The 26,639-nt window shown below is 70.3% G+C and carries 29 protein-coding genes and 1 pseudogene; 11 read left to right on the top strand and 19 right to left on the bottom strand.

The genetic code is table 11. From position 1 onward, the window contains the following. Nucleotides 1-3 precede the first annotated feature (3 nt). Nucleotides 4-369, top strand: a complete 366-nt coding sequence (locus tag BLT59_RS15105) for a photosystem reaction center subunit H (RefSeq protein ID WP_091781566.1) — start codon at nucleotides 4-6, stop codon at nucleotides 367-369. Between the two features lie 108 nt (nucleotides 370-477). Here BLT59_RS15105 and BLT59_RS15100 read toward each other — a convergent pair whose 3' ends face one another. The 16 genes and pseudogenes from BLT59_RS15100 to BLT59_RS15025 all read right to left on the bottom strand — a co-directional run bounded on the left by BLT59_RS15100 (nucleotide 478) and on the right by BLT59_RS15025 (nucleotide 14,604). Beyond that, on the bottom strand, nucleotides 478-1,107 hold the full coding sequence (locus BLT59_RS15100) for a DUF2939 domain-containing protein (RefSeq protein ID WP_091781563.1): 630 nt from the start codon (nucleotides 1,105-1,107) through the stop codon (nucleotides 478-480). Nucleotides 1,108-1,131: 24 nt separating this feature from the next. Beyond that, entirely contained in the window at nucleotides 1,132-1,686 is a 555-nt protein-coding gene (locus tag BLT59_RS15095) for an RNA pyrophosphohydrolase (protein WP_091781560.1), read from the bottom strand. A gap of 94 nt (nucleotides 1,687-1,780) precedes the next feature. Beyond that, the gene (locus tag BLT59_RS15090) at nucleotides 1,781-3,016 is read right to left on the bottom strand and encodes a divergent polysaccharide deacetylase family protein (protein WP_091781557.1); all 1,236 of its coding nucleotides are present in this window, start codon (nucleotides 3,014-3,016) and stop codon (nucleotides 1,781-1,783) included. Nucleotides 3,017-3,189: 173 nt separating this feature from the next. Then, the gene (locus tag BLT59_RS15085; protein WP_091781554.1) at nucleotides 3,190-4,527 is read right to left on the bottom strand and encodes a S41 family peptidase; all 1,338 of its coding nucleotides are present in this window, start codon (nucleotides 4,525-4,527) and stop codon (nucleotides 3,190-3,192) included. Further along, entirely contained in the window at nucleotides 4,527-5,825 is a 1,299-nt protein-coding gene (locus BLT59_RS15080; protein WP_244513999.1) for a murein hydrolase activator EnvC family protein, read from the bottom strand. The genes BLT59_RS15085 and BLT59_RS15080 overlap by 1 nt, the downstream gene beginning before the upstream one ends. Nucleotides 5,826-5,900: 75 nt before the next feature. Next, nucleotides 5,901-6,395 carry a 23S rRNA (pseudouridine(1915)-N(3))-methyltransferase RlmH gene (rlmH, locus tag BLT59_RS15075; protein WP_091781551.1) on the bottom strand — a complete coding sequence of 165 codons (495 nt, stop codon included), beginning with the start codon at nucleotides 6,393-6,395 and terminating at the stop codon, nucleotides 5,901-5,903. A 15-nt stretch (nucleotides 6,396-6,410) separates the two neighbouring features. Continuing rightward, nucleotides 6,411-6,800, bottom strand: a complete 390-nt coding sequence (gene rsfS, locus BLT59_RS15070; RefSeq protein ID WP_091781838.1) for a ribosome silencing factor — start codon at nucleotides 6,798-6,800, stop codon at nucleotides 6,411-6,413. A gap of 144 nt (nucleotides 6,801-6,944) precedes the next feature. Next, nucleotides 6,945-7,532, bottom strand: a pseudogene (locus BLT59_RS15065) (nicotinate-nucleotide adenylyltransferase); the annotation flags it as partial. 19 nt (nucleotides 7,533-7,551) lie between these two features. Then, the gene (locus BLT59_RS15060) at nucleotides 7,552-8,850 is read right to left on the bottom strand and encodes a glutamate-5-semialdehyde dehydrogenase (RefSeq protein ID WP_091781548.1); all 1,299 of its coding nucleotides are present in this window, start codon (nucleotides 8,848-8,850) and stop codon (nucleotides 7,552-7,554) included. Between the two features lie 159 nt (nucleotides 8,851-9,009). Further along, on the bottom strand, nucleotides 9,010-10,125 hold the full coding sequence (proB, locus tag BLT59_RS15055) for a glutamate 5-kinase (protein WP_091781546.1): 1,116 nt from the start codon (nucleotides 10,123-10,125) through the stop codon (nucleotides 9,010-9,012). A 190-nt stretch (nucleotides 10,126-10,315) separates the two neighbouring features. Beyond that, the gene (gene obgE / locus BLT59_RS15050) at nucleotides 10,316-11,344 is read right to left on the bottom strand and encodes a GTPase ObgE (protein ID WP_091781543.1); all 1,029 of its coding nucleotides are present in this window, start codon (nucleotides 11,342-11,344) and stop codon (nucleotides 10,316-10,318) included. 139 nt (nucleotides 11,345-11,483) lie between these two features. Continuing rightward, nucleotides 11,484-12,089, bottom strand: coding sequence for a GNAT family N-acetyltransferase (locus BLT59_RS15045; protein WP_091781835.1), 606 nt, complete (start codon nucleotides 12,087-12,089; stop codon nucleotides 11,484-11,486). A 185-nt stretch (nucleotides 12,090-12,274) separates the two neighbouring features. Further along, the gene (gene rpmA / locus BLT59_RS15040) at nucleotides 12,275-12,541 is read right to left on the bottom strand and encodes a 50S ribosomal protein L27 (protein WP_091781540.1); all 267 of its coding nucleotides are present in this window, start codon (nucleotides 12,539-12,541) and stop codon (nucleotides 12,275-12,277) included. 86 nt (nucleotides 12,542-12,627) lie between these two features. After that, a complete protein-coding gene (gene rplU / locus BLT59_RS15035; protein ID WP_010683509.1) occupies nucleotides 12,628-12,942 on the bottom strand; it encodes a 50S ribosomal protein L21 in 315 nt (104 codons plus the stop codon). Nucleotides 12,943-13,132: 190 nt separating this feature from the next. Next, nucleotides 13,133-13,534 carry a hypothetical protein gene (locus BLT59_RS15030; protein WP_244513998.1) on the bottom strand — a complete coding sequence of 134 codons (402 nt, stop codon included), beginning with the start codon at nucleotides 13,532-13,534 and terminating at the stop codon, nucleotides 13,133-13,135. Nucleotides 13,535-13,971: 437 nt separating this feature from the next. Next, nucleotides 13,972-14,604: a YceI family protein gene (locus BLT59_RS15025; protein ID WP_091781537.1), complete on the bottom strand. Its 633-nt coding sequence runs from the start codon at nucleotides 14,602-14,604 to the stop codon at nucleotides 13,972-13,974. A 135-nt stretch (nucleotides 14,605-14,739) separates the two neighbouring features. Between BLT59_RS15025 and ruvA the strand changes: the two genes are divergently transcribed. The 8 genes from ruvA (at nucleotide 14,740) to BLT59_RS14985 (ending at nucleotide 20,070) form a co-directional block, all read left to right on the top strand. Further along, on the top strand, nucleotides 14,740-15,357 hold the full coding sequence (gene ruvA, locus BLT59_RS15020; RefSeq protein WP_091781535.1) for a Holliday junction branch migration protein RuvA: 618 nt from the start codon (nucleotides 14,740-14,742) through the stop codon (nucleotides 15,355-15,357). A 225-nt stretch (nucleotides 15,358-15,582) separates the two neighbouring features. Continuing rightward, on the top strand, nucleotides 15,583-15,855 hold the full coding sequence (locus BLT59_RS31850; protein ID WP_091781532.1) for a (2Fe-2S)-binding protein: 273 nt from the start codon (nucleotides 15,583-15,585) through the stop codon (nucleotides 15,853-15,855). Nucleotides 15,856-15,899: 44 nt separating this feature from the next. Then, nucleotides 15,900-16,397, top strand: coding sequence for a bacterioferritin (bfr, locus tag BLT59_RS15010; protein ID WP_012317139.1), 498 nt, complete (start codon nucleotides 15,900-15,902; stop codon nucleotides 16,395-16,397). 118 nt (nucleotides 16,398-16,515) lie between these two features. Beyond that, nucleotides 16,516-17,313, top strand: a complete 798-nt coding sequence (dapB, locus tag BLT59_RS15005; protein WP_091781529.1) for a 4-hydroxy-tetrahydrodipicolinate reductase — start codon at nucleotides 16,516-16,518, stop codon at nucleotides 17,311-17,313. Between the two features lie 17 nt (nucleotides 17,314-17,330). Then, nucleotides 17,331-17,969: a 2,3-bisphosphoglycerate-dependent phosphoglycerate mutase gene (locus tag BLT59_RS15000; RefSeq protein ID WP_091781829.1), complete on the top strand. Its 639-nt coding sequence runs from the start codon at nucleotides 17,331-17,333 to the stop codon at nucleotides 17,967-17,969. Next, nucleotides 17,970-18,614 carry an alpha-ketoglutarate-dependent dioxygenase AlkB gene (locus BLT59_RS14995; RefSeq protein ID WP_091781526.1) on the top strand — a complete coding sequence of 215 codons (645 nt, stop codon included), beginning with the start codon at nucleotides 17,970-17,972 and terminating at the stop codon, nucleotides 18,612-18,614. It abuts the gene before it with no gap. A 147-nt stretch (nucleotides 18,615-18,761) separates the two neighbouring features. Continuing rightward, nucleotides 18,762-18,998 (top strand): DUF2809 domain-containing protein, encoded by a 237-nt coding sequence (locus tag BLT59_RS31845; RefSeq protein ID WP_348272288.1) that lies wholly within the window; start codon nucleotides 18,762-18,764, stop codon nucleotides 18,996-18,998. 103 nt (nucleotides 18,999-19,101) lie between these two features. After that, nucleotides 19,102-20,070, top strand: coding sequence for a hypothetical protein (locus BLT59_RS14985; protein ID WP_091781523.1), 969 nt, complete (start codon nucleotides 19,102-19,104; stop codon nucleotides 20,068-20,070). A gap of 4 nt (nucleotides 20,071-20,074) precedes the next feature. Here BLT59_RS14985 and BLT59_RS14980 read toward each other — a convergent pair whose 3' ends face one another. The 3 genes from BLT59_RS14980 to BLT59_RS14970 form a co-directional block, all read right to left on the bottom strand. After that, the gene (locus BLT59_RS14980) at nucleotides 20,075-21,694 is read right to left on the bottom strand and encodes a gamma-glutamyltransferase family protein (RefSeq protein ID WP_091781520.1); all 1,620 of its coding nucleotides are present in this window, start codon (nucleotides 21,692-21,694) and stop codon (nucleotides 20,075-20,077) included. 157 nt (nucleotides 21,695-21,851) lie between these two features. Next, the gene (locus BLT59_RS14975) at nucleotides 21,852-22,274 is read right to left on the bottom strand and encodes a hypothetical protein (protein ID WP_020091493.1); all 423 of its coding nucleotides are present in this window, start codon (nucleotides 22,272-22,274) and stop codon (nucleotides 21,852-21,854) included. Between the two features lie 99 nt (nucleotides 22,275-22,373). Further along, nucleotides 22,374-22,958: a hypothetical protein gene (locus BLT59_RS14970; protein ID WP_244513997.1), complete on the bottom strand. Its 585-nt coding sequence runs from the start codon at nucleotides 22,956-22,958 to the stop codon at nucleotides 22,374-22,376. Nucleotides 22,959-23,566: 608 nt separating this feature from the next. Here BLT59_RS14970 and BLT59_RS14965 point away from each other — a divergent pair. Beyond that, on the top strand, nucleotides 23,567-24,604 hold the full coding sequence (locus BLT59_RS14965; RefSeq protein ID WP_091781517.1) for an aspartate-semialdehyde dehydrogenase: 1,038 nt from the start codon (nucleotides 23,567-23,569) through the stop codon (nucleotides 24,602-24,604). Between the two features lie 125 nt (nucleotides 24,605-24,729). Next, on the top strand, nucleotides 24,730-26,550 hold the full coding sequence (locus BLT59_RS14960; protein ID WP_091781514.1) for an alkaline phosphatase family protein: 1,821 nt from the start codon (nucleotides 24,730-24,732) through the stop codon (nucleotides 26,548-26,550). Nucleotides 26,551-26,639 lie beyond the last annotated feature (89 nt).

Here is a 26,639-nt window from a genome sequence, read left to right as displayed (position 1 = left end):
GCCATGGGGCGCACCCTTCCCGCACTCGGCCTCGCGATCGCCGTTCTGGTCGCTGCACCGCCGGCCCGGGCCGCCTGCGACGTGAAGGGCGCGCAGATCGAGGAGGCGATCGCCAAGAAGAGCGAATTGCGCGCGGATGCCAACGCCCAGCTGGTGCGCGACCTGCGGACCCTGCGCGATGCCGCGATCGTCCTCGAGAGCTACAAGTTCCCCGGCGAGTGCGAGGTTCTGCTCGGGATCGTGCGGTCGTTGCTCGCCAATCCGAGCAAGACCATCGAACAGAGTGGCGACACCGACGAGGAGAAGGCCGAGGACCTGATCGAGGCGCGCGAGCCCAAGGACGCGGCCGGCGCGCCGAAGGCGAAGTAGCGGCGCGATTCAAGCGCGCAGGGATCGGGCCGGGCTGATCGGTTCTTCCGGCCGGGATCGGGCTCCGACAAGCTGCCGTGTCGCCCGTGGAAGGGCGCCCCGGGGCCGTCAGCGCTCCTCGCCGGCGCTGGCCCCGATCTTGGCGCGCGCCAAGGCCCGGCTGAGCTTGGCGGCGATCTGCTCGCGCAGCACGTCGGCCATCTCGATATCGACGAGGCGCCAGCTCAGTCCGCGCAGCCGCAGCCGGATTCGCGTGCGCTCGGCGCGGGAGGCCTCGGGCGGGATCGGGATCACCACCGCGCGGAACCCCCGCATCTCCAGCGCCGCGTAATACGGCATCAGCCGCCCGAGGCTGCGGATCGCCAGACCTTCGGGGCGGGCGCCGGCCGGCCGTTCCACGTCGAGCTTGTCGGGCCAGCCATTGGCCAGGAGATCGATCACCGTCTCCGGCGTGACCATCGTTTCCGCGAGCGCCAAGGCAAGGCCGTAGGCGGCGTCGTTGAGGCGCTGGCGGTCGCGGGGTTCCAGATCCGGGTCGCTCTCGGACGCCATGCGCATCGCCGCGGTGATCTGCCGGACCAGCGACAGGCGCAGCGTCCGGAAGTTCACGTGGCTCTCAACATAGGCCGCATCGTGCCGACGGACCGCCTGCGCGAGGTCGTAGAGCGACCAGAGCGGACTCATCGTGAAGGCGAGCCACGCGAGGGCCAGGGCGAGCGGGACCGCGAGCCAGCGCACGGCCTCAGTGTCCCGTCCGCGCGATCATGTCCGCACCGTCCACTGATCGAGGCCGGCAAAGGCCGCGACGACGCGCTCGTAGACCGGTCGCTTGAAGGGAACGATCAGATCCGGAAGCTCGGAGAAATGCGCCCAGCGCCACGCGTCGAACTCCGCCTTGTGGCCGCCGCCGCCGGGGTTGAGCACGTCGATCTGTTCCTCGCTGCCGACGAAGCCGTAGGCGAACCATTTCTGCGTCTGGCCGCGGTAGCGACCCTTCCAGGCCTGCTTCATCACGGCGGGCGGCAGATCGTAGGCGAGCCAGTCCGGGATCTCTGCGAGGAGTCTCACGGCATCCGGCGGAACATTGGTTTCCTCGTAGAGCTCGCGGCGCGCGGCGGCCTCGGCATCCTCGCCGGGATCGATGCCGCCCTGCGGCATCTGCCACATATGCGGACCGGCGACGTGTTCGGGGCCGGCATCCTTCGTGCGCCGCCCGACGAAGACCCCGCCCGAGGGCGCGATCAGGGCGATGCCCACGCAGGGGCGGTAGGGCAGGGCAGTGCCCGGGTCCGAATCCTTCACCATCGCGGAAACCATAGGTCAGGGGTGGGGGAGGCGGCAACGTCGCCCCAGTCTTCACCGGCCCCGGAGGATCGGGATCTACTTGCGCTGACTTTGGATCCGCGCGCTCTCAATCAGCCGTCGAGACCCGCTTGTCGCGACCGCCGCGAAGCGCAACGCTTGCCGGGACCAGGCGCAGGCCACGGGCATCGATCTCCCTCGCCCAGCGCGCGATTCGGTCGACACTGAGCGCCGCTCCGCTCGCGGAGACGAGGACGAAGCCGTTGGCGCGGGCCCGAGCCTCCGCCTGGGCGAGGGCAGCGTCGATGGCATCGGCGCGCGGCGTCGCGTCGAGGACGAGCTCGGCGCGGACGATCGGGGTCTTGCCCTTGTTGCCGGGCGGGGCCGCAGCCCTCGGGGTCGTGCCATCGTCGAGGAACCCGAGGCCGCGCGCGCCGATTTCGCGCAGGATCGGCTCGAAGGCCGCATCGACCATCAGCTTGGATCCCATGAAGTTCGCCACGCCGACATAACCGGGAAAGCGGGCCATCGCCCAGGCGAGGCGGTCGGCATTCTCCGGTCCCTTCAGAGCGGTCAACAGGGTCTGCGGCCCCGGGTCGCTGTCGGGGTAATCGAACGGTTCCATGGGCAGCTGGAGGAAGATTTCGTGGCCGGCATCCCGCGCGCGCGCAGCAGAGCGCTCGGCCTCGCCGCCATAGGGCAGAAAGGCGAGACTGACGGCCGCGGGCAGGCGCGCGATGGCGCCGGCGGTGGCGGCTTGGCCGACGCCGAGCCCCGTCACCACGATCGCGATGCGCGGCCCGGTGCCGGGTTCCTCGGGGCGGGCGTAGACGTCAAGGGCGCGGACGCGACTCTCGCCGAGCTTCGGCATGATGCCGTGGCGACCGGATTCGCTGATCCGCGGATCCGGGGCCGGGGCGAGTCTCGGGGCGTTCGGCGGCGGCACGCGGATCACCACGGCCTCGCTCGGTGCGCTGCCAGGCGGGCGCACCACCGTCACGCCGGATGCGGTCTCGATCTCCTCGGCGCTGCGCTGAAGCGGCGCCGTTCCCGGAGCCGTGGTGATCGCGTCCGGCTGTGCTGGGACGGGAGCCTGTGCGGTCGGGCGGACCGCAGGCTCGCGCATCGTGATCGCGACCTGTACCCGGGGCTCACCGCCCAGCGGATCGCCGAGCGCCACGATCAGGCCGGCCGACACGACGAAGCCGCCCGCGATCGCGGCGGCGGCGATCCGGGGCCGGCGGGCAGCCGCGATCAGCCGCCCGAACCGGCTTGCGGGCTGCGCCGGCGCCGCCTCGGGCACCCCGAGGGGGCGCGTGAGGATATCGTCGGTGGACTCGGTCAAGCGGCTCTCGATGCGGGATCACACTTGCAGCGCCGGTCGGCGCGCGCCAATCCTTCCTTCCATTGCCGTCGAGTATGGTTAACGTTCCGCTAATGCCTGATTCCGGAACGGGAAATCCCGCCCGGCGGTGAGCCGGGCGGGATCTGGTTATTCTCGATCCATCGTGGGTGGGGTCAGTTCGGCAGGCTGGGCTTCTGCTGCGCCGCCGGCGTGCCATTGGCCGCGCCCTTCTGGATGCCGTGCAGGAAGTCCACGGCCGAGATCAGCTGCTTGTCCTTGGCGGGATCCGGCGGAACATAGGCGGAGGAGCCGCCGCGCTCGTCGGTATCCTTCTGCTTCAGGTGGCCCTTCAGGCCCGCCTCGCCCTTGGTCTCGTCCTTGCCCTTCAGTTCGTCCGGAACATCCTGCGTGACCTCGACGTCCGGCTCGATTCCCTTGGCCTGGATCGAGCGGCCCGACGGCGTGTAGTAGCGCGCCGTTGTCAGGCGCAGGGCACCGGAGCCGCCGAGCGGGATGATCGACTGCACCGAGCCCTTGCCGAAGGAGCGCGTGCCCATGATGGTCGCGCGCTTGTGATCCTGAAGGGCGCCGGCCACGATCTCGGACGCCGAGGCGGAGCCGCCATTGACCAGCACGACGATGGGCTTGCCCTTGGTCAGGTCGCCGGCCTTGGCGGAAAACCGCTGGGTCTCGTCCGGGTTGCGGCCGCGGGTCGAGACGATCTCGCCGCGATCCAGGAAGGCGTCCGACACCATCACCGCCTGATCGAGCAGGCCGCCTGGGTTGTTGCGCAGGTCGACGATGTAGCCCTTGATCTTGTCGGCCCCGATCTCGCCCGTCAGCTTGTCGATCGCCGCCCGCATCCCGTCGAAGGTCTGCTCGTTGAACTGGGTCAGGCGGATATAGGCGACGTCGCCGCCCTCGACCTTGGAGCGCACCGGCTTGATCTTGATCACGTCGCGGGTGAGCGTGACGTCGATCGGGTCCTTCGACTCCTTGCGCGAGATCTTGAGCTTAACGCTCGAGTTCACCGGGCCGCGCATCTTGTCGACCGCCTGGTTCAGGGTGAGGCCCTGGACCTGATCGTCGTCGATCTGCGTGATGACGTCGTTGGCGAGGAGGCCGGCCTTTGCGGCCGGGGTATCGTCAATCGGCGTGACGACCTTGATCAGGCCGTCCTCCATGGTGACCTCGATGCCGAGACCACCAAACTCGCCCCGGGTGGTGGTCTGCATGTCGCGGAACGCCTTGGCGTCCATGTAGCTCGAATGCGGATCGAGGGAGGTCAGCATGCCGTTGACGGCCGCCTCGATCATTTTCGACTCGTCGGGCTTCTCGACGTAGTCGGTGCGGACCTTCTCGAACACATCGCCGAACAGGCTCAGCTGACGGTAGGTCTCGGCCGACGCTGCGACGGCCCGCGGACCCGACAGGAAGTCGGTCTGGGTGGCCACCATCGAGGTGCCGGCACCCAGGAAGGCGCCGAGCATGATCAGGGAAGTCTTGCGCATCAGCCGCGAACCTTCTCGCCAAGTACCGTATTGTTCGGGCTCTTCGCCCACCACGGCTCCGGATCGATGGAGCCGCCGTCCTTCTTGAACTCGACGTACAGGGTGGGATCACCCTCGGATCCGCCGGGACCCGCGCCCTTGTCGCCCATGCTGCCGACCGGTTCACCCGCGAGCACGAATTGACCGACCTCGACGCTGATCTGATCCATGCCCGCGAGCAGAAGATAGTAGCCGTCGCCCGCGTTGATGATCAAGAGTTGCCCATAGGACCGAAACGGGCCGGCGAACTGCACCCAGCCGTCGGCCGGCGAAGAGACTGACGCCTTCGGACGGGTGGTGAACGACACCCCCCGCGTCGTTCCGCCATTGCCGTCGGGCTGGTTGAAGCCGCGCGCGACGCGACCACTCACCGGCCGCGGCACTTCGCCCCGCGCCTCGGCGAAATGCACTTTGGGTGCCAGCCTGGCAGGATCGCGGAAACCCGCCGCGGCGAAGCGCTCCTGCGTGACGCGCACCTCCCGCTCGGCCGCGGCCTTGGCCTCTTCGGCGGAGCGCTTCGCTGCCGCAACTTCCGCCTCCGTGCGGTCGAGCAGATCTTTCAGGCTCTTGGCTTGAGCGCCGAGTTCGGTGGCGCGCCGGCGCTCGGCCGTGAGGCCGCTCTCGACCTCGGCCTGACGGGCGCGACGGGCCGCGACCAGCGCCTGCAGGCGCTGCTGCTCCCGCGCCCAGCCGGCGAGGTCGTTGGACAGACCCTCTTTGTCCTGCGCGATCAAACCGCGCAGCCTGATCATTTCCGCGAGATCGGCCGCCAGCGTGTCGACCTCGCCGCGCAGTTCCGGCACCACCGCACCGAGCAGCATGGAGGTCCGAATCGCGGCGAGCACGTCCTCGGGGGACACCAGTACGGCCGGCGGCGGCCGGCGACCCATGCGCTGGAGCGCCGCCAGAATCTCGGCGACGACGCCGCGTCGACCCTGCAGCGAGTGCCGGATCGCCGCCTCGCTCTCGCTCATCGCCTTCAGGCGCTCTTCCAGGCGGCTCAGGCGGTCTTCGGTCGCCTGTGCCTGCCGGTTCGCATCGAGGAGGGCGGCATCGAGCTTCGCCCGGTCGGATCCGATCGCCGCAATCTCGGTCTCGAACTGGGCGCGCTGACCGGCGCTGGCGGCGAGCGCGTCCTGAACGCGCTTCAGATTCTCCGCACGGCGCTCGCGCTCCTCGTTGGCGCGCTGAATAGCTTCGGGATCGGTGGGCTTGGGGGCCTCCGCGTGCGCCGTCCCGGCGAACGAGACCAGGACCATCAGGGCGAGTACCGGCAGCGCCCGTCGTGATGCCTGGCTCGGCTCGGCTCCAATCTCGGAAATCGCCACGGCCGATCAGCCCGCCTCACCGCGATGATACGGGTGTCCGGCCAGGATGGTGAGGCTGCGGTAGAGCTGTTCGAGGGCGAGCACGCGCACGAGTCCGTGGGGCAGGGTTGCGGCCCCGAAGGACAGGATCAACTCCGCCCGCGTCCGAATTGAGGCGTCCAGACCGTCCGGCCCGCCGATCGCCACGACCAGAGCCGGGCGGGACGCATCGCGCCACGCAGCGACACGGTCGGCCAAAGCGTCGCTGCCGAGATCGGCCCGGCCGCGCTCGTCATAGGCGACCAGCACACCGCCGGGGGGCAGAAGGGCCCCGAGCGCCGTGCCTTCCTCGGCGCAGCGGTCGAGGGCGCGGCGGGCACGTGATTCCGGGATCTCGACACTGTCGCAGGTCGAGAAGCCGAGGCCGCGACCGAGTTGCGCGGCGCGGTCGCGATATCGTGACGCGAGCTCACGCTCCGGTCCCGCCTTCAACCGTCCGACCGCGGCCAGGACCAAGCGCACGGGGCGCGATCCGTCCTAGCCGGCCGCGATCCCGACCGGGCGGTCGGCGCCCCACATCTTCTCGAGATTGTAGAAGCCTCGGACCTCGGGACGGAAGATGTGCACGAGCACGTCGCCGGCATCGATCAGCACCCAGTCGCAGGCCGGCATGCCTTCGACCCGGGCATTGCCGAAGCCGCGATTCTTCATCTCCTGGATGATCTTGTCGGCGATCGAGCCGACATGCCGTTGCGAGCGGCCCGATGCGATGATCATCGTGTCGGCGAGCGAGGTCTTGCCGGCCAGATCGATCGCGATCGTCTCCTCGGCCTTCATGTCGTCGAGACATTCGAGCGCAAGGGCCTTCAGGTCGTCCGAGCGCGCCTGACCGGCTTCGCCCGGGGCCTGGACGGGGGTACGGATCATCTCCGTGCGACTGATCTCGGGCAGAGTCCTGGTTCCTCGTTCTGCCGCACCGCGCCATCGGGCGTTGCGGGATTCTATGAAATTGGCGGTATCGGGCGTCGATTGCAACCGCGCCGGCGGGAGTTGCGGTGTCCCGGGCCCGATCCGTGCGCGGATCTGCGTGGATGACAGGGGCGAGCGGGGCCCGTGCAGGAATATCCAGGCCGGCGGCGGACGCAGCGCGAGGGTCGATACCGCTCGCTCGGGAATCCGGGCGCCGGCCAGGCGCCGCGCCGCCCGCGCGCTGAGTGGCGTCATGGTGAAGCCGGGGCGGTCGATCACGGCGATCGGCATCAGCTCTGCGATCTCGGCGAAGCCTTTCCAGCGGTGGAAGGTGGCGAGCGAATCGGCCCCCATGATCCAGACGAAGTGAACGCCCGGATACCGGCGCGTGAGAAAGCGCAGGGTCTGGACTGTGAAGCGGACGCCCAGAGCCGCCTCGAAGCCCGTGACGGCGATTCGGGGATGCCGGGCGATGCGCCGCGCCTGCACGCACCGCTCTTCCACGGAGGGGAGGCTGCTCCGGTTCTTCAGCGGGTTCCCGGGGCTGACCAGCCACCAGACCCGGTCGAGGCCGAGCCGACGCAGCGCCGAGAGGGTGACGTGCCGGTGGCCCAGATGGGCGGGGTTGAAGGACCCGCCGTAGAGGCCGATCCGCATGCCCGGGGCGCACGGCGGCAGGATCAGCCGCACGCCGGACCTTCCACTCGGGTCACGGACGGGTCTGGCCGTTGCCGTGAACGCGATATTTGAACGTGGTCAGCTGCTCGACACCCACCGGTCCGCGCGCATGCATCCGCCCCGTGGCGATGCCGATCTCGGCCCCGAACCCGAACTCGCCGCCATCCGCGAATTGCGTGGAGGCGTTGTGCGTCACGATGGCGGAATCGACTTCGGCCAGGAAACGGGTGGCCTCGGCATTGTCCTCGGTGATGATCGCGTCGGTGTGATGCGATCCATACGTCTCGATATGCTCGATGGCGGCCCCGATCCCGTCGACCACGCGCACCGCGATGATCGCATCGAGATACTCGGTGTGCCAATCCTCCTCGGAGGCGGCCGTCACCCGCGGATCGACCGCACGGGTCTCGGCATCGCCGCGGACGGCACAGCCGGCATCGAGCAGCGCGCGGACGAGCGGTGCGAGATGCGTCGCCGCGCAGGCGCGATCGACCAGCAGGGTCTCGGCGGCGCCGCAGACGCTGGTTCGGCGCATCTTGCTGTTGAGCAGCACGGAGCGGGCCATGTCGAGGTCCGCCGCCGCGGCGACGTAGACATGGTTGATCCCGTCGAGATGCGCGAAAACCGGTACCCGCGCCTCGGCCTGGACGCGCTCCACGAGGCCGCGCCCGCCCCGGGGAACGATCACGTCGACGCAGCCGTCGAGGCCGGCGAGCATCAGCCCGACCGCGGCGCGGTCGCGGGTCGGCACCAGCTGGATGGCGTCCTCCGGCAGGCCCGCATCCGCGAGACCGCGGCTCATGGCCCGCGCGATCGCCATGGCGCTGCGATGGCTGTCCGAGCCGGCCCGGAGGATCGCGGCATTGCCGGCCTTGAGGCAGAGCGCGCCCGCATCCGCGGTCACGTTCGGGCGCGCCTCGAAGATCACCCCGACGACGCCGAGCGGCACCGCGATGCGCTCGATGAGCAGGCCGTTCGGCCGCTCGATGGCGGCCAGCTGCCGCCCGACCGGATCGGCGAGCGAGCCCACCTTCTCGACGGCATCGGCGATCCCGGCAAGGCGCCCTGGGTCGAGGGTGAGGCGGTCGATCAGCGCGGCGCTCTGGCCGGCGCTCCGGGCGGCGGCCACGTCCCGCGCGTTCTCGCTCAGGATCTCGTCCCGGCTCGCCCGGATCCGCTCCGCGATCAGCTTGAGCGCCACGTCCTTGGTCCGCGCCGAGGCCAGCGCCATGCGCCGCGCCGCCGAACGGGCGCGGCGGCCGATCGCGGCCATCTGCTCCGGCAGCGCATCGGCCTCGGCGAAGTCCGATCTCAGGTTCAGGACGGGCACGCTGGCGTCCTCGGTTGTCGGCGGCCGAACAGGCGGCCAGAACGGGGATGAGCGCCGTATTTGCACATCGGGCGCTGTTCCGACAAGAGTGCTCGGCCTGGAATGATGACGATGATTGCGACCAAAATTCGTAAATAGATTAGCTTAGATCGACGATCTCTAGAACAATGCCAAGTCATCGCGGTGCACCATCCAGGCGCGGCCGGGATAATTGAGCAGATCGGGAATGCGCGCGCTCGGATGACCGATGATCAGGGCGGCCTCGGCGCTGTCATACGCCACCAGGCCGCGGCCGAGGATCCGACCCTCCGGATCGCGGATCATGACGGCGTCGCCGCGGGAGAAGCTGCCCTCGATCGCACGAACGCCCACCGGCAGAAGGCTGGCGCCGCTGCGCAAGGCCTGCTCGGCTCCGGCATCGATCGTGAGGGTGCCGCGCGGCTCCAGGGAGCCGGCGATCCAGGTTTTCCGGGCGGCCGTGGGCGTGGAACCGGAGAGGAACCACGTGCAGCGCGCGCCGTCCCGGACCGCCTTGAGTGGGTTCTTCCCGCGCCCATCGGCAATCACCAAGTGGGTGCCGCCAGAGGCCGCGATCTTGGCGGCCTCGACCTTGGTGCGCATGCCGCCCCGCGACAGTTCCGAGGCCGGTCCTCCGGCCATCGCCTCGATCTCCGGGGTGATGCGATCGACGATGGCGAGGTGGCGCGCCGCCGGATCGCTCTTGGGCGGGGCGGTGTAGAGACCGTCGATATCCGAGAACAGAACCAGCACGTCGGCATCGATCATGGTGGCGACCCGGGCCGCGAGCCGGTCGTTGTCGCCGTAGCGGATCTCGGAGGTCGCCACCGTGTCGTTCTCGTTCACGACCGGGACGGCGCGCATCTCCAGAAGCTTCAGCACGGTCGCGCGGGCGTTGAGGTAGCGGCGGCGCTCCTCAGTATCCTGGGGAGTCACCAGGATCTGCCCCGCGACGATGCCGTGATGGCCCAAAGCCTCGGCCCAGTGGCGCGCGAGGGTGATCTGTCCGACCGAGGCCGCGCCCTGGCTCTCCTCCAGTCGCAGCGGGCCCGGCGGCAGGCCGAGCACGGTCCGTCCGAGGGCGATGCTGCCGGAGGACACCACCAGCACGTCGACTCCCCGGCCGTGCAGCTCTGCGATGTCCTCGGCCAGCGCCGCGAGCCAGGCATGGCGCAGGCGGCCGGCGGCGCGATCGACCAGCAGGGCCGAGCCGACCTTGATCACCACACGGCGGAATTCTTCGAGGGCAGGGATCATGATTCTTGCGGGGACGCGCGTTCCGGGCGGGTTTGAACCAAGACCGGCCCGTTGAACAGCCGCGCGAGGACATGGGTCGCCGCGCTCGTCCGGATCGACGGCCACAGATCTCGACGCTCGGGATGGCTGGGCCGAGCGACACGTGAGAGCGGGCGGTCTCCACCGCCACGCCTCGAAGCCGGTCCGCCGGCTACGGCTGCCAGGCGGCCTCCGGCTTCCGTTCCGCCTCGGCGCTCGCATCGATCTCCGTCTGGAGCGCCCGCAAGGCCTCGGGCACGCCTTTTCGGCTCGCCGAGGACAGGACCAGGGGCGCGCGGCCGGCGGCGCGCTTCAGCTTGGCGACCTGGCTCTTCAGGGTTTCGGCATCGAGCGCGTCGGCCTTGGAGAGCGCCACGATCTCGGGCTTGTCAGCGAGGCCGTTGCCATAAGCTTCGATCTCGCCGCGCACCAGCTTGTAGGCCTTGCCGGCATGCTCGCTGGTGCCGTCGACGAGGTGCAGCAGCACCCGGCAGCGCTCCACGTGAGCGAGGAACCGGTCGCCGAGGCCGACGCCCTCGTGCGCGCCCTCGATCAGGCCCGGGATGTCGGCGAGCACGAATTCGCGGCCATCGGAGCGCACGACGCCGAGGCCGGGATGCAGGGTCGTGAACGGGTAATCGGCGATCTTCGGCTTGGCGGCCGTGACGCTGGCGAGGAACGTCGACTTGCCGGCATTCGGAAGCCCGACGAGGCCGGCATCGGCGATCAGCTTGAGCCGCAGCCAGATCCACATCTCCTGGCCTTCCTGGCCGGGATTGGCATGTTTCGGAGCGCGATTCGTGGAGGTCGTGAAGTAGGCGTTGCCGAAACCGCCATTGCCGCCCTTGGCCAGCCTGATCCTCTGGCCGACCTCGGTCAGGTCGGCGAGCAGGGTCTCGCCGTCCTCGGCGAAGATCTGCGTGCCGGCCGGCACCTTCAGGACCGTGTCCGCACCGTTGGCGCCGTGGCAGTTCGAGCCCATGCCGTGCTCGCCCTTCCGTGCCTTGAAGTGCTGCTGGTACCGGTAGTCGATCAGGGTGTTGAGCCCCTCGACGCATTCCACCCAGACGTCGCCGCCGCGGCCGCCGTCTCCGCCGTTCGGACCGCCGAACTCGATAAACTTCTCCCGCCGGAACGAGACGCAGCCGGGGCCGCCGTCACCGGAGCGGACATAGACCTTGGCTTCGTCGAGGAATTTCACGGCTCTTCTCGTCTTTGGCAGGCCTCGGCGCACCGGGGCCGCCGCAGGATACAGGGTGCAGGATATATGGGGATGCCGGCGCGTCCGAGCCCGCCCCCGGCGCCTCCACAGGGTCGGAGGCGCCCGGGGGCGGGCCGCATCAGCACGCCATCGCGAGTTCCGGGGCCGGCTCGACCGCAGCCGCGCGTGACATCCAGGCGTCACGGTCGAGGCCGAAGAGATCCATCTCCCGGTCACCGCCGCGGGCCGGGCAGGCCCGCAGGGCACGCCCGGCCCGGCGGAAGCCGGTCTTCTCCAGGACCCGCCGCGAGGCCGGGTTGTCCGGCAACGCATGGGCCTGGAGGCGCTCGCCCCCGGCATAGGCAAAATAGGCGTCGGCGAGCGCCTGGACCGCTTCGGCTGTCAGCCCGTCGCCCCACCAGGGGCGACCGAGCCAGTATCCGAGATGGGGTGCCGCCGCCTCGCCAGACAGCCCGACCAACCCGATCAGCGTCGCGGGGGCTGAGCGCTGGGTGATCGCCAGCGTCAGACCGGTGCCGGCGGCGTTGCCGCTGCGCACCTTGAGCACGAAGGGTTCGACGTCGCGCCGTTCGAGGGGGTGCGGGATCCGGGCCGTCATCTCGGCCACCTCCGGCTCGCCCGCCCAGCGCAGCATCGCCGGAATGTCCTTGGCGGTGGGCCAGCGCAGCCACAGCCGGCGCGTCTCGATCCGGAAGACGTCATCACGGGTCAGATCGGGGAACATCGTGCCCTCGCAGGGCGGCATTCCCGGCTCCGGGGCACCGCCTCAAGACGACGAAGGGGAGGATGGCGTCCCATCCTCCCCGGTGTTCCGTCCGAACCGGCCCGTCAGGGGCTCGGCAACGACGTCTCCGGTCCGGTGTGGGACACCGGGCGGGACGCCAGCTTCGCCTCAAAGGCGCCCGCCTGTTATTCCGCGGCCTCGGCCAGCGGTGCTACGGCCACGAAGGCGCGCCCGCGGCGCGTCTCGAAGCGGACATGGCCCGGTACCAGCGCGAAGAGCGTATGGTCCTTGCCCATGCCGACATTGGCGCCGGGATGCCATTTGGTGCCGCGCTGACGCACGATGATGTTGCCCGGAATCACGGCTTCCGAGCCGAACTTCTTGACGCCGAGGCGCCGGCCTTCCGAGTCGCGACCGTTGCGGGACGAGCCGCCTGCCTTTTTGTGTGCCATGGGATGAACTCCGAATTCTGATTGGCTTGGATGCGGTCGCGGATCGGATCCTCAGGGACCCTGACGCGCCCAGCGTCTGGCGTGCGTCAGGCCGAAATGCCGGTGATGCGCACGACCGTGTGGTCCTGCCGGTGACCGCGCTTGCGGCGCGAGTTCTGCCGACGGCGCTTCTTGAAGGCGATGACCTTCTTGTCGCGGCCGTGGCGCACGATCTCGCCGGTGACGCTGATGCCCGAGAGGGTCGGGGCGCCGACCTGGGTCGCGCCCGCGCCGTCGGCGAACAGGAGGACCTCGCCGAAGGTCACGGCCTCGCCGGCCTCGCCTGCCAGGGAGGCGATGGTGATGGTGTCGTTGGCGGCGACGCGGTACTGCTTACCGCCCGTCTTGATGACTGCGAACATCGTTCTCTCGTGTTCTCGAACGGCCTCCGGGGCGGCTGCCCCTGGACCGGCTTCTTGTTTGAAGTCATTGCGCGGACTTTGAGCCCGGACAACGCGAAACGCGCGGACCCCAGCTGAGGCCGCGCGCCATGCGGGGTCACTACGGGCGCGCCGCTTCCGTGTCAATCCGCGCCGCCGTGCCGGGGCATATTCACCGGATCCGGGCGCCGGTGGCCAGGACGCCCTTGGCCACGGTGCCGTCCGGACCGAAAGCCGCCAGCGCCGCGGAGCACCAGGCCTCGCGGCCATCGGCGGCGAGCTGCTGGCGCACCTGCGTGGCGCGGGTCCGCAGCTTCTCCTCCAACATCGCCTCCTGGCCGGCATTGACCCGGGCGGCGAGACGGAGCGTCGTGAGCTGGCCGGCCCTCACCTGCACGCCCGGACAGGCCTGCTCGGCGATGATCGTGGTGGCCGCCGCCGCCGCGTAATTGTCCAGGGGCGAGGTTGCCACGGTCGGCGCCGACGAGGGAGGGGGCGGCGCAGGCACCTGCGCCGCGGCTTCGCCCGCGAAGCTCATCGCCAGGGCAAGGCCAAGGATACCGACACGCCGCACGGTTCAGGCCTCCACGATGGCGCCGACCTGCGCGGTGATGCGCCCGTCATGCTCGGGATGGCGACGGCAGGTGCCCCTCGGGAGAAGCATGGTCATGTGGGTCCATCCCTTCGCTGCAGCGGCGCGACGGCGGCTGCCTACACCCCCGGCGACAGGCCGTCACCCGACCCACTCGCGTGCAGGCAGAGGCCCCCATATGGAAGCGGCGTTCTCGGCGCGTCGGCCCCCCGCGCCGGTCGCTGCGAACCATCTTTCCGCAGTGCCGAAGGCGAGCCCGGAATCCGGAGCCGCTACCGGTGCCCGTGCATGGCGCATCGGCGCGTCTGGATCCCGGATCCCGCTATGCAGCCCCGGAATGACAGGGAGACGCGGCTGCGGGCGTGCTCGGTCGTTCCAGAATCCCCGGTTCCGGCCGCGATGGATGGACCTTCCAGATGTCAGGGCGCGGCCTTGAACTCGCCCTCGATGCGCAGGCTGACCTCGTCGCCGAGTTGCGGCAGGTAGGCGTTGATGCCGAAATCCGAGCGCTTGATGACCGCGCGGCCGTCGAACCCCACCGTGTAGCGCTGATCCACCGGATGGATGCCGGCCTGGTTGAACGTGGCGTCGATCGCGAACGGCCGGACGGTGCCGCGCAGGTTCAGGTCTCCGCTGATCCGCGCCGTCGTCGGACTGGTCGGCTCGACCTTGGTGGCCGTGAAGGTGGCGTTCGGGAACTTGGCCGTGTCGAAGAAATCGGGTGCCGCGAGGTGCTCGTTCAGCCGCGTGCTGCCGGTCAGCACCCCGCTCAGCGGCACGGTCACTTCGAGCCGGCTCTTATCCGGGGCCTTCGGGTCGAGCTGGAGCGTGCCGTTCAGGCCGGTGAGCTGACCGTAATAGGTCGAGTAGCCGAGATGGGAGACCGACCACGTGATCTTGCCGTGGTCCGGATCGAGCACGTAGCTCCCCGGCCGGACCTGCGTCGGATCCGCGCTGGGCGCTACCGGAGCGGGCGGGGCGGCCGGATTGTCCGCCGCCGCGGCTGCGCCGAGGCTCAGCAGGCCGAACAAGGCAAGATGTCGCGCACGCATGGTCGTCCCCCCCCGTGACCGGCCAAGCTCGGCCGGCGCGGCGCCCGTGATTTCATGATCTCCCTGCGCGCTCAAGCACGTCTGGCGGAGGCCGCCGCGGTTCTGTAGGCAACCCGGGACAGCGGCGGGCGTGGCATGATCGGCAAACTCAGGGGCGTCGTGGACTCGTTCGGCGAGGATTTCGTGATCCTCGACGTCTCGGGCGTCGGCTACATCGTGCATTGCTCGGCGCGGACGCTCCAGCGCATGCCCAAGGCCGGCGAGCCCGCGGAGCTGTCGATCGAAACCCATGTCCGCGAGGACATGATCCGCCTCTACGGATTCCGCTCGGACGCCGAGCGGGAGTGGTTCCGCCTGCTCCAGACCGTGCAGGGCGTCGGCGCCCGCGTGGCGCTGGGTGTGCTGTCGGTCCTCGAACCCGAGGCGCTGGCGGCCGCGATCGCCACCGGCGACAAGGGTGCGATCAGCCGCGCGCCCGGGGTCGGGCCGCGACTGGCCGCGCGGCTCGCCGCCGAACTCAAGGACAAGGCCCCGGCCTTCGCGCCCATCGACCCGGCCCTGGTCGCCCTCACCGGCGCCGTGGAGGAGGGCGCCGCGCCCCGGCCGGTGGCGGATGCCGTCTCCGCCCTCGTCAATCTCGGCTATCCGCAGGTTCAGGCCGCCGCCGCCATCGCGGCCGCCCTCAAGGGCGCGGGGGAGGGTGCCGAGGCCAAGGTTCTGATCCGGCTCGGCCTGCGTGAACTCGCCCGCTGACCCGCGGCGCGGCACGACCGTGACTCCGATGCGACTCCGGCGCGACCTTTGGGGCGCACTTTGATCGCACGCACTTGACCCGCCGGAGCGGGGGTGCCATGTCGACCGCAACCGGTAAAGTATTGAAAAGCCAACTACTTTTCAATTCTTCTAAACTGGAACGGGTGCCCGGGACGGTCGTCGACGACCGCGGCGGGCGCGGGGATGACGGGATTTGCGGCGCGCATGATCGTCTGTTCTTGTAACGTCATATCGGACGGCGCGGTCCGCGGCTGCCTTTCGCCTGGCCCGGGCTGCCCGCGTACGCCCGCGCAGGTGTATGCGTGCCTCGGCTGCAGCCCGAAATGCGGACGCTGCGCCCGCACGATCCGGGCCATCATGCAGACCGCGCTGGGCGAAGCGCCGGCGGTGGAAGGCAGCCATGCTTGCTCGACGACTTGCGCCAGCGCGTGTAGTTTGGTGAAGTTCCAAACTGCGGATGAGGGAGTCGCTGCCTGATGCTTCTACCCCCCGCCTGAGATCACGGTAAGGAGTACGGGGGCATGAAGGGCGACACCAAGGTCATCGAGTATCTGAACCGAGGCCTGCGCAGCGAGCTGACGGCCGTCAGCCAGTACTGGCTGCATTTCCGCATGCTCAATGACTGGGGCTACGTCGAGCTGGCGAAGTTCTGGCGCAAGGAATCGATCGAGGAGATGAACCACGCGGACCGGTTCATCGACCGGATCCTGTTCCTCGACGGGTTCCCGAACCTGCAGGAGCTCGACCCGCTGCGGATCGGCCAGAACGTCCAGGAGATCCTGGAATCCGATCTCGCCGCCGAGAACGAGGCGCGCAGCCTCTACCTCGAAGCCGCGAAGTACTGCGACTCGATCAACGACCGCGTGTCCAAGCGCCTGTTCGAGGATCTGGCCGAGGACGAGGAGGGCCACATCGACTTCCTCGAGACCCAGCTGGAACTGATCAAGCAGATCGGCCTGCCGCTCTACGCGCAGAAACATATCGGCGGGCTCGAGCAGATCGCCCCCGAGAAGGAGTGAGAGCGCCCGGGCTCCCGCCGCCCGCACGGCGGAGCTGGAGCCCGGACAGCGAGGCGAACAGGGGCGGGGCCGCCGCGGCCCGGTCCCTGCGCATGAATATGGCAAGCTGGGGAACGGAATGCGGCTCGTGGTGGTCGGCGCCGACGGGCGCATGGGGCGGATGCTGATCCGCGCGGTGGCGCAGGCCGAGGGCTGCACGCTCTCCGCGGCAATCGAGCGCGCGGGATCCCCGGCGCTCGGACAGGACGCCGGCGTGCTCGCCGGGCTGCCGCCCCTCGACGTGCCCGTCACCGACGACGCTCTCACGGCCTTCGCGGCCGCCGACGGCGTCCTCGACTTCACCGCGCCGGCCGCCACGGTGGCCTTCGCCGAGCTGGCCGCTCAGGCGCGCATCGTCCACGTCGTCGGCACGACCGGCCTGTCGGAGGACGACTTCGCCAGGTTAAAGGCGGCCTCCTACCACGCCCGCATCGTGCAGTCGGGCAACATGTCGCTCGGCATCAACCTGATGGCTGCCCTGGTCAGCCGGGTCGCCAAGGCCCTCGGCGACGAGTTCGACATCGAAATCTGCGAGATGCACCACCGGATGAAGGTGGACGCGCCCTCAGGCACCGCGCTGATGCTGGGCGAGGCCGCCGCGGAGGGCCGCGGCGTCGACCTGAAGGCGGTCCGGGTCTCCACCCGGGACGGGCATACCGGCGCCCGCCGGCCCGGCGATATCGGCTTCGCCACCCTCCGGGGCGGCAGCGTCGTGGGAGACCACAGCGTGATCTTCGCCGGCACCGGCGAGAGCCTGACGATCAGCCACCACGCCGCCGACCGGGGCCTGTTCGCCGCCGGCGCCGTCAAGGCCGCGCTCTGGGCGCATCCCAAGCCGCCGGGACTCTACACAATGACCGACGTGCTCGGCCTGTGACCGGCGGCGCGGCCTCGATGGAGCGGCTGCTCGTCCTCGTCCGGCACGGCCAGAGCGAGTGGAACCGCCAGAACCTGTTCACGGGCTGGCGCGACCCGGACCTGACCGAGCGCGGCGTCGCCGAGGCCCGGGCGGCCGGGCGCGAGTTGAGGCGGGATGGCTACGGCTTCGACGTGGCCTTCACCTCCGAGCTGATCCGGGCGCAGCATACCTGCGCGCTAATTCTGGAGGAGATGGGCCTCTCCGATATCCCGATCCTGCGCGAGCGCGCGTTGAACGAACGCGATTACGGCGATCTCTCCGGCCTCAACAAGGACGAGGCCCGCGCCCGCTGGGGCGACGCGCAGGTCCACGCCTGGCGCCGGGGCTACGACGTGCGGCCGCCCGGCGGCGAGAGCCTGAAGGACACGGCCGCGCGGGTGCTGCCCTGCTACGTTGCGGCGATCCTGCCGCGCGTGATGGCTGGCCGGCGGGTCCTGGTGGCGGCCCACGGCAACTCGCTGCGCGCCCTGGTGATGGTGCTCGACGGCCTGACCGAGGCGCAGGTGCCGGATCTTCAGATCCGGACCGGCGTGCCGCTGGTCTACCGCCTGAACGCCGACACCACGGTTGCGTCGAAGTCCGTGCTGGAGCAGGACATCGACGCGGGCCGCTGAGTGGCGACGGAACTCGCTCCCGGCCTGATCCACCATCCGGGCTACCTCGGCGCGGCCGCCCGCGCGCGGCTCGCCGCCGAGATCGCCGCGATCCTCGCCGAGGCGCCACCCGTGACGCCGCGGATGCCCCGCACGGGCAAGCCGTTCTCGGTGCGGATGTCGAATGCCGGCCCCCTCGGCTGGGTCTCGGACGTCGCTGGCTACCGCTACCAGCCCGACCATCCCGAGACTGGTCGGCCCTGGCCGGCCCTGCCGCCGACTGCTCGCGCGGCCTGGGCGGCGCTGGCGGCCTATCCGGCGCCGCCGGAAGCCTGCCTCATCAACCTCTACGCGCCGGGCACCCGCATGGGTCTCCACCAGGATCGCGACGAGGCCGATCTCGCCGCGCCGGTCCTGTCGCTGTCCCTCGGCGCGGCGGCACTGTTCCGCTACGGCGGCCTGAGCCGGTCGGACTCGACCCGCTCGATCCGGCTGCAGGCCGGCGACGCGCTGGTAATGGGCGGCGCCTCCCGGCTGGTCTTCCACGGCATCGACCGGCTCTACCCGGACGGCGACCTGCTGGCGGCGGACGCGCCCGCGTTCCTGCCGCCGGGCGGCCGCTGCAACCTCACCCTGCGGCGCGTCACGGTGCCGGCCGCGCCATGACGCGCGAACGAGACCCGGACCGGGCGCCGTCCGCGGTCCCGGGCGGCCGCGCCAGCCCGGCCTTGCACTGGCCGGCGCTCGCGGGCTTCGTCGCGGACAAGGCCCGCCTTCGGGAGGCGGCCCTGGCGCGGCGGCGTCAGGGCTGGGCTGCACGAGTTCGTCCCTTCCGGGCTCAAGCAGGGCTGGGCCTGCCTGTTCGCCGCCCTCGCGGCCGCCGCGATCATCGATGGCAGCGGGCTCGTTCAAACCCCGACCCTGGACGCCTTCCGCGTGACCCTGCCGGGCCAGCTTTTCCTCGGCTCGATCTTCTCCCGGTGGAATCTCTGCGCCAACGTCCTCGGGATCGGCTCCGCCGCCGGGTTTGCCGGTTTCTCTTCATCGTGATGGCAGGCGCGCCGCGTTGCCGGCTTGACAGAACAGGTCGCCCGGCAGACCCATCGCGTGCGGACTAACCCCAAGTTGGATCCACCAGGAGAACCGGTTTTCGATGCGGATGCGCAACCTGACGCTGCGTCTCGGACGGGTTCTGTGCGCAGCCGCGCTGGCGGCCAGCCTCGGCTCGGCCGCCCGGGCCGGCGATCCTGTCTATCCCGCGGGCTCGCGCTTCGGCTTCGACCCGCCCGCTGACATGTCGCTGTCGCGGCGCTTCTCGGGCTTCGAGCGGAAGGAGGGCGGCGCGACCGTGTCGGTCGTCGAGTTGCCCCCGAACGCTTTCGCGGAACTCGTCAGCGGCTTCACCGACGCCAACCTGCTGAGCCAGGGCTTCGCGGTCGAGAAGCGCGAGGAGGTGAAGATCGGCGACAACGAGGGCATGCTCTACACCGGTGAGCAGCCCGCCGATCCCGGCTCGTCCGCGCCGGCGATCCGGAAGTGGATCCTCGTGGTCGGCACGCCGACGGTGACCGGGCTGATCATCGCCCAGGCGCTGCCCGACGCCGAGACCGAGGCGTCGATGCGCAAGATGGTGACGGGCGTCACCCTCCGGCCGGCCCTGTCGCTGACCCAGCAGGTCGACGCGCTGCCCTTCCGCATCGCCGACATGGCGGGCTTCCGGCCGGTGCGGGTGATGGCCGGCAACTCGGTCCTCCTCACCAGCGGGCCCAAGGACCAGATGCAGAATCTGGAGCAGCCGATCCTCGTCCTGGCGCAGGCGGTGCAGCAGCCGCCCGGGGCGGAGCAACGGGACGGTTTCGCCCGCGCCGCCCTGGCCTCGAACCAGACCATGAAGGACTTCGTCATCGAGCGGGCGCAGAGCTACCGCTCGAACGGCGTCGACTGGCACGAGATCGTGGCCCGCGCCCTCGATCAGCCGACCAACCAGCCCGTGGTGGTCATGCAGACCATCCGGTTCGCACCGGATGGCTATCTTCGCGCCCTCGGCGTCGTGCGGCAGGATCAGCGCGACGGCGTCCTCGCCAAGTTCCGCCAGGTGGTGGACAGCCTCCAAGTAAAGTAGCGCCTCACCAGACGGCGGCCTGCCCGTCGCGGCGCGGGTCGCTCGCCGCCACGTAGCCCTCGACGGCCGGATCGCCCATCCGCCAGATGAACTGGCCGGCACCGAAATCCTGGTAGCTGTCCTCGATCACCTCAAGCCGGTGGCCGAGGGCCTTAAGGCGCTCCAGCGTCGGTCCCGGCATCGCCGCTTCGACGTTGATGTCGAGACCCTCGTTCACCCGCCAGCGGGGCGCGTCGCAGGCCGCCTGCGGGTTCTGGCCGTGGTCGATCATCCGCACCAGGGTCTGGACGTGCCCCTGGGGCTGCATGTTGCCGCCCATCACGCCGAAGCTCATCACCGGGGCGCCGTCCTTCGTGAGGAAGCCCGGGATGATGGTGTGGAACGGGCGCTTGCCGGGCGCCACCACGTTCGGACTCTCCGGATCGAGCACGAAGCCGTAGCCGCGATTCTGCAGGGAGATGCCCCAGCCCGGAATGACGACGCCCGAGCCGAAGCCCATGAAGTTCGACTGGATGAAGCTCACCATCATGCCGGATTCGTCGGCCGCGGTGAGGTAGATCGTCCCGCCCGCTGGCGGCTTGCCCGGCCCGAAGACCTGGGCTCGGTTCCGGTCGATCAGCTTGGCGCGCTCGGCGAGGTAGGCGGGGTCGAGCATGGCCTCCGGCGTCACCTCCATCCCGCGCGGGTCGGCGACGTACCGGTAGGTGTCGCTGAAGGCGAGCTTCATCGCCTCGATCTGCAGGTGCTGCGCGTCCGGCCCGTCCACCGGCAGGCCGCCGAGGTCGAACTGCTCGAGGATGCCGAGCGCGATCTGCGCCGCGATGCCCTGGCCGTTCGGCGGGATCTCGTGCAGCGTGTACCCGTGGTAATCCTTCGCGGTCGGCGTCACCCATTCGGGGCGGAACGCCGAGAGGTCTGCGGCCGTCATCGCGCCGCCGTGGGCCTGCGCGTGCGCGGCGATCGCCTCGGCGATCTCGCCCCGGTAGAAGGCCTCGCCCTTCGTTTCGCCGATCAGCCGCAGGGTCTTCTCGGCACCGGGGAACGTTACCAGCTCGCCGACATCCGGCGCCCGACCCCGCGGCAGGAAGAACTCGGAGAAGCCCGGCTGGCGGGTGATCGCGTCGATTCGGGCCGCGGCCGCCCATTTCTGCTGGACCACGATCGGCGCCAGGTAGCCGCGCTCGGCGATGCGGATCGCGGGCTGCATCAGGTCAGCGAAGGGGAGGCGGCCGAAGCGCTCGCTCAGTGCTGCCCAGGCGCCGACCGCGCCCGGCACGGTGACGGAATCCCAACCGCGCATCGGCGGCCGTTCGGCGGCGCCGTACTTCTTCAGGAAGTAGTCGCGGCTCCAGGCGGCCGGAGCCCCGCCGGAGGCGTTGAGGCCGTGCAGCGCCTTCCCGTCCCACAGGATGCAGAAGGCGTCGGAGCCGAGGCCGTTGCTGCACGGCTCGGTGACGGTCTTGGCGGCCGCCGTGGCGATCGCGGCGTCGACCGCGTTGCCGCCGGCCTGGAGCATCTGAATGCCGGCCTGCGCCGCCAGCGCGTGCGAGGTCGCAACGCAGTTGCGCCCGAACATCGGCATCCGCAGCGACGGATATCCGGTCACCCAGTCGAACGGCTTCATGGCACAGTTCCCGGCCTCGGCAGCCCACGCGCTCCCGCGGCCCCTGGCATACAGGATATCCGGCCTCGGTGAAGGCGCGGCCGGGCTGGACCGCCAACGAAAAACGCGGGCCCGAGGACCCGCGCTTCGCGAACGGTATGCTGCCTGGCGGGTCGCCTCAGTAGGGGCGGCCGTAGAGCGGCGAGGTGGGATCCAGTCGGTCGACGAAGGACAGGTCGACGTTGCGGATCGCCGAGGAGCGGGCGCCGATGAACGGCCCGTTGGTGATCGGGTCCGGCAGGATGCCGCGGCCGAAGCGATCCGTCGGACCATAGGGCGGGGTCAGCTGGTTCGACGCCGCGATCAGGTAGGGATTGAGAGCCGGGTTGCGCGAGCCGCCGGCACCCGGAACGTTCGAGGTCAGCGGCACGTTGCCGGCGTCCAGCCAGCTGCGCGGGCGAACGCGGATCGGCAGCGGCCGGCTGACCCGGTAGATCGGGCCGGGCACGTAGCCATCCTGGGCCTGGGCGGGCGCGGAGGCCAGAGCGCCGAGGCCGGTGGCGGCGACGACGCCGAGAAGGGCGATCTTAAGCGAGCGCATGGCCAACCTTGTCCTTGAATGCCATCAGTATGGCGGCCGAAGCTTAACAGTTCGCCGCCTTTGACGATAAGACGCTTGGGCGAGGCTGTTGTTCCGCAATTATGGCTGAGCTTGTGCGTTTTGCCACACTCCAGCCTCATTTTTATTTCGCGGCCGCCGTATTAGCGATCCGACCCGTCCGGGAGGCTCTGTCCCAGCCGTCGCCGGGCACGCGCCTGCCGGATCGGGCGCGGCCCCGAACGCCGCCGTTGTGTCGGCATCCGCGAGATCGACGAGGCTCAGCGCGTCGAGCATGCAGCCGATCGCCTGCGGCTCCGGCGGGCGCGCCAGGGGGGCGCAGAGCCACCCGTCGAGCTGGAACGGCGCGTCGCGGGTGACGAAGCCGGTGCAGGTCCGCTGCGACGGGCCCGCGAAGGTCACGTCCAGGGTCTCGACCGCGCCGAACTTGGTGCGGATCTGGCCGCGCGCGCCGGTCCGTGCGACCGCCAGAGCGGGCCGGTCGAGGGCCGGACCGTTCGCAGCGCGCCGGGCCATCAGGACGAAAAGCGTCGGCGGTGCGCCGGACTGAGGTCCGCGAGTGAGCTGGACCCGCAGGGCCGGCGCCTCGATCGCCGCGACGTCGCCGCGAGTGAGCGTGTCCTCGCGTAGCCCGGTCCGCGGATCGACCCGGGCGGTGACGCGCACCGGATCGAGCCCCGGCTCCGCGAGACCGAACTGGGCGATCGCGGCCGCGGGCGGCGCCGGCGAGGCCTTAACGGAGGGGACGAAGGGGGTTTCCGCGGCCGGCGGAGCGAGCGCCGGGATCTCGCCGGGCCAGCGGGGGAGGGCCCAGAGCAGGGCGATCGCCGCTGAGGCAAGGGCGATGCGCAGGCCCAGAGAGGCCGGGGAGCCCGGCGCGTCCGGCGCGCGCGCGTCCCGGCCGCCCGGGATTCCGAACCCGATCCGATCGACGAGGGGCGCTGTTCCGGTCAGGAGCGTTCTCCGTAGCGACCGCGGGCCGCGGGATGGGCGGCCAGGATCGCGCCGAAGGATTGAATTCCCTTTCCGTGCCGGCGGCCGTCGCCGGGTTTCCGGCCGCAGGGTGAATCGAGTGTTGCGCCCTCGGCGGCCTTGACAGCGCGCGCCCATGCGCGCCTTGCTCGACCCGGCCGTCGCCCCCACCTCCGCGGAGGACGGGGTCTGCGGCCGAGCCCGTTTGGCGGGCTCGTCCGGCACGAACGATCCTTCGGCCGATTGCACTGGCACAGGCGCGGCACCCGGATCGGTCGGGGTTTTCCGCGCGGAGACGAGAGATGGGTTACAAGGTCGCCGTCGTCGGCGCCACGGGCAACGTGGGCCGCGAGATGCTCGATATCCTGGCCGAGCGGGCTTTCCCCGCCGACGAGGTCGTGGCGCTGGCCTCGCGCCGCAGCCAGGGTCAGGAAGTCTCCTACGGCGACAAGACGCTCAAGGTCAAAACGCTGGACACGTACGACTTCTCTGACACCGACATCTGCCTCATGTCGGCAGGCGGCGAGACCTCGAAGGAGTGGTCACCGCGGATCGGCCAGCAGGGCTGCGTCGTGATCGATAACTCCTCGGCATTCCGCTACGACGCCGACGTGCCGCTGATCGTGCCCGAGGTGAATGCCGACGCGATCGTGGGCTTCAGCAAGCGCAACATCATCGCCAACCCGAACTGCTCGACCGCGCAGCTGGTCGTCGCGCTCAAGCCGCTGCACGAGGCGGCGACGATCAAGCGCGTCGTCGTGTCGACCTACCAGTCGGTCTCCGGCGCCGGCAAGGAGGCGATGGACGAGCTGTTCAACCAGACCCGCGCCGTGTTCACCGCCGGCGAGATCAAGCAGGGCGGCAAATTCACCAAGCGCATCGCCTTCAACGTCATCCCCCACATCGATGTGTTCATGGAGGATGGCTACACGAAGGAAGAGTGGAAGATGGTCGCCGAGACCAAGAAGATGCTCGACCCGAAGATCAAGCTGACGGCGACCGCCGTCCGCGTCCCGGTCTTCATCGGCCACGCCGAGGCGGTCAACGTCGAGTTCGAGCGTCCGCTCTCCCCCGAGAAGGCCACCGAGATCCTGCGCGCCGCCCCCGGCGTGCTTGTGATCGATAAGCGCGAGAACGGCGGCTACATGACGCCCCACGAGGCGGCCGGCGAGGACGCGACCTACATCTCGCGCATCCGCGAGGACGCGACGGTGGAGAACGGCCTGAACTTCTGGTGCGTCTCGGACAACCTGCGCAAGGGCGCGGCGCTGAACACCGTTCAGATCGCCGAGGTGCTGGTCAACCGCAAGCTGCTGAACCGCGCCAAGCGCGCGGCCTGAGACCGTTCCCCTCCCGCCGGGAGGGGATCCTTCCGGGGGGGCCTTGGGACACGAATCCTGGGATCCGTCACGCGTCTGTCATCGTTCGGGCTCACGCCGCGGACCGGATCACTCGGAGATTCGGTATGCGGCGCGCCCTCGTTTCCTGCCTCGTCGGCCTGAGCATCGCCGGGCCGGCCCGCGCCGAGCCGCAGCCCCGCAACGTCGTGCTGTTCATCGCCGACGGGCTGCGCGATGGACTCGTCAGCGCCGCGACCACGCCGGCCATGGACGGCCTGATGAAGGCCGGGGTGCGGTTCACCAACACCCACTCTCTGTTCCCGACCTTCACCATGCCGAACGCCACCGCCATGGCGACGGGCCACATGCTGGGCGATACCGGCCAGTTCGGGAACACGATCTACACCGCCTTCCCGGTCCCCGGGCCGGGCGAGAGCCTCACGCCGTTCCTGGAGAGCGATCCGGTCCTGGGCGACGTCGACGCGCATTTCGCCGGTAACTACCTCAACGAGGAGACGATCCTGCGGGCGGCCCACGCCCGGGGCTTCTCGACCGCCAGCATCGGCAAGCTCGGGCCCTCGCTGGTCTTCGACCATACGGCGCGCTCCGGGCAGGACAGCGTCCTGGTCGACGACAGTACGGGCCGGACAGGCGGCATCCCGCTCGGCGACGAACTCGGCACGCGCCTGAACGCGGCCGGCCTCCCGCTGCAGGCGCCGACGCGGGGCGCCAACGGCCAGGCCGGAACCGACGAGGTGCCCGGGACGCTCGCCGCCAACGTCGAGCAGCAGGCCTACTTCACCGCCGTGGCGACCAAGGCCGTCCTGCCGCTGTTCAAGGCCCGCGGGACGCCGTTCGTGCTCGTCTACTGGTCGCGCGATCCCGACGGAACGCAGCATAACCAGGGCGACAGTCTCGGGCGGCTGGTGCCGGGGATCAACGGGCCGACCAGTCTCGCGGCGATCCGCAACGCCGATTCCAACCTGGCCGCGCTGAAGGCGCAGGGCCTCGCTGAGAGCACCGACGTGATCGTCACCTCCGATCACGGCTTCTCGACTATCTCGAAGGAGAGCGCGACCAGCTTCGCCGCGTCGCAGAGCTATCGCGGCGTCCCCAAGGGCCAGCTTCCGCCGGGCTTCCTCGCCGTCGACCTCGCGCACGACCTCGGGCTCGGCCTGTTCGATCCGGACGCTAAGGGCGCGAAGCTCGGTCCCGACGCCTTCCCGAGCCGCGCCAACGGCCTGATCGGCGCCGATCCGGCCAAGCCTGCGGTCGTGGTCGCGGCCAACGGCGGCTCGGATCTGGTCTACCTGCCGGAGGGCGACCGAGCGCTGGCGCGGCGCGTGGTCGAGGCGCTGTCCCGCCAGGACTACGTGAGCGGCCTGTTCGTCAGCGCGGCGCTCGGCCCGATCCCGGGGACGCTGCCGCTGTCGGCGATCGCCCTCGACGGGTCGGCGCTCACGCCGATGCCGGCCATCGTGGTCAATTTCCGGAGCTTCTCGACCGGCTGCGCCGATCCGACCACCTGCGGGGTCGAGGTCTCCGACACCGGGCTGCAGCAGGGGCAGGGCATGCACGGCAGCTTCTCCCGCGCCGATACCCGCAACGTCATGGGTGCGATGGGGCCGAGCTTCCGGGCCGGCCTGCGGAGCCCGGTGCCGGCGAGCAACGCCGATCTCGGCAAGACGATCGCCCAGCTCCTAGGCCTGACGATTCCCGGCAAGGGCCGGCTGGTCGGACGCGTCCTGACCGAGGCGCTGGCGAATGGCGGCACACCGACCTTCGCCCGGGCGGAGCTGCGCTCGGAGCCGGACGCGGCCGGCCACGTCACGGTGCTCGCCTACCAGACGGTGGGCGAGACCCGCTACTGGGATGCCGCCGGCTACCCCGGCCGCACCCTCGGCCTCGACGTGCCGGCCTCTCCGGCCGCCGCGGAGGCCCACTGAGCGTCACATGGTCCTGCCCGCGAGGCGGAGCGCGTGGAGGGCGCCATCTCTCGCACGCCCATCCTGACTGCCCGGGTCAGCGGGCCTCG

This window comes from Methylobacterium sp. UNC378MF (assembly GCF_900103195.1).
Classification (GTDB): Bacteria; Pseudomonadota; Alphaproteobacteria; order Rhizobiales; family Beijerinckiaceae; genus Methylobacterium.
This window is presented reverse-complemented; position numbering and strand designations above follow the sequence as displayed.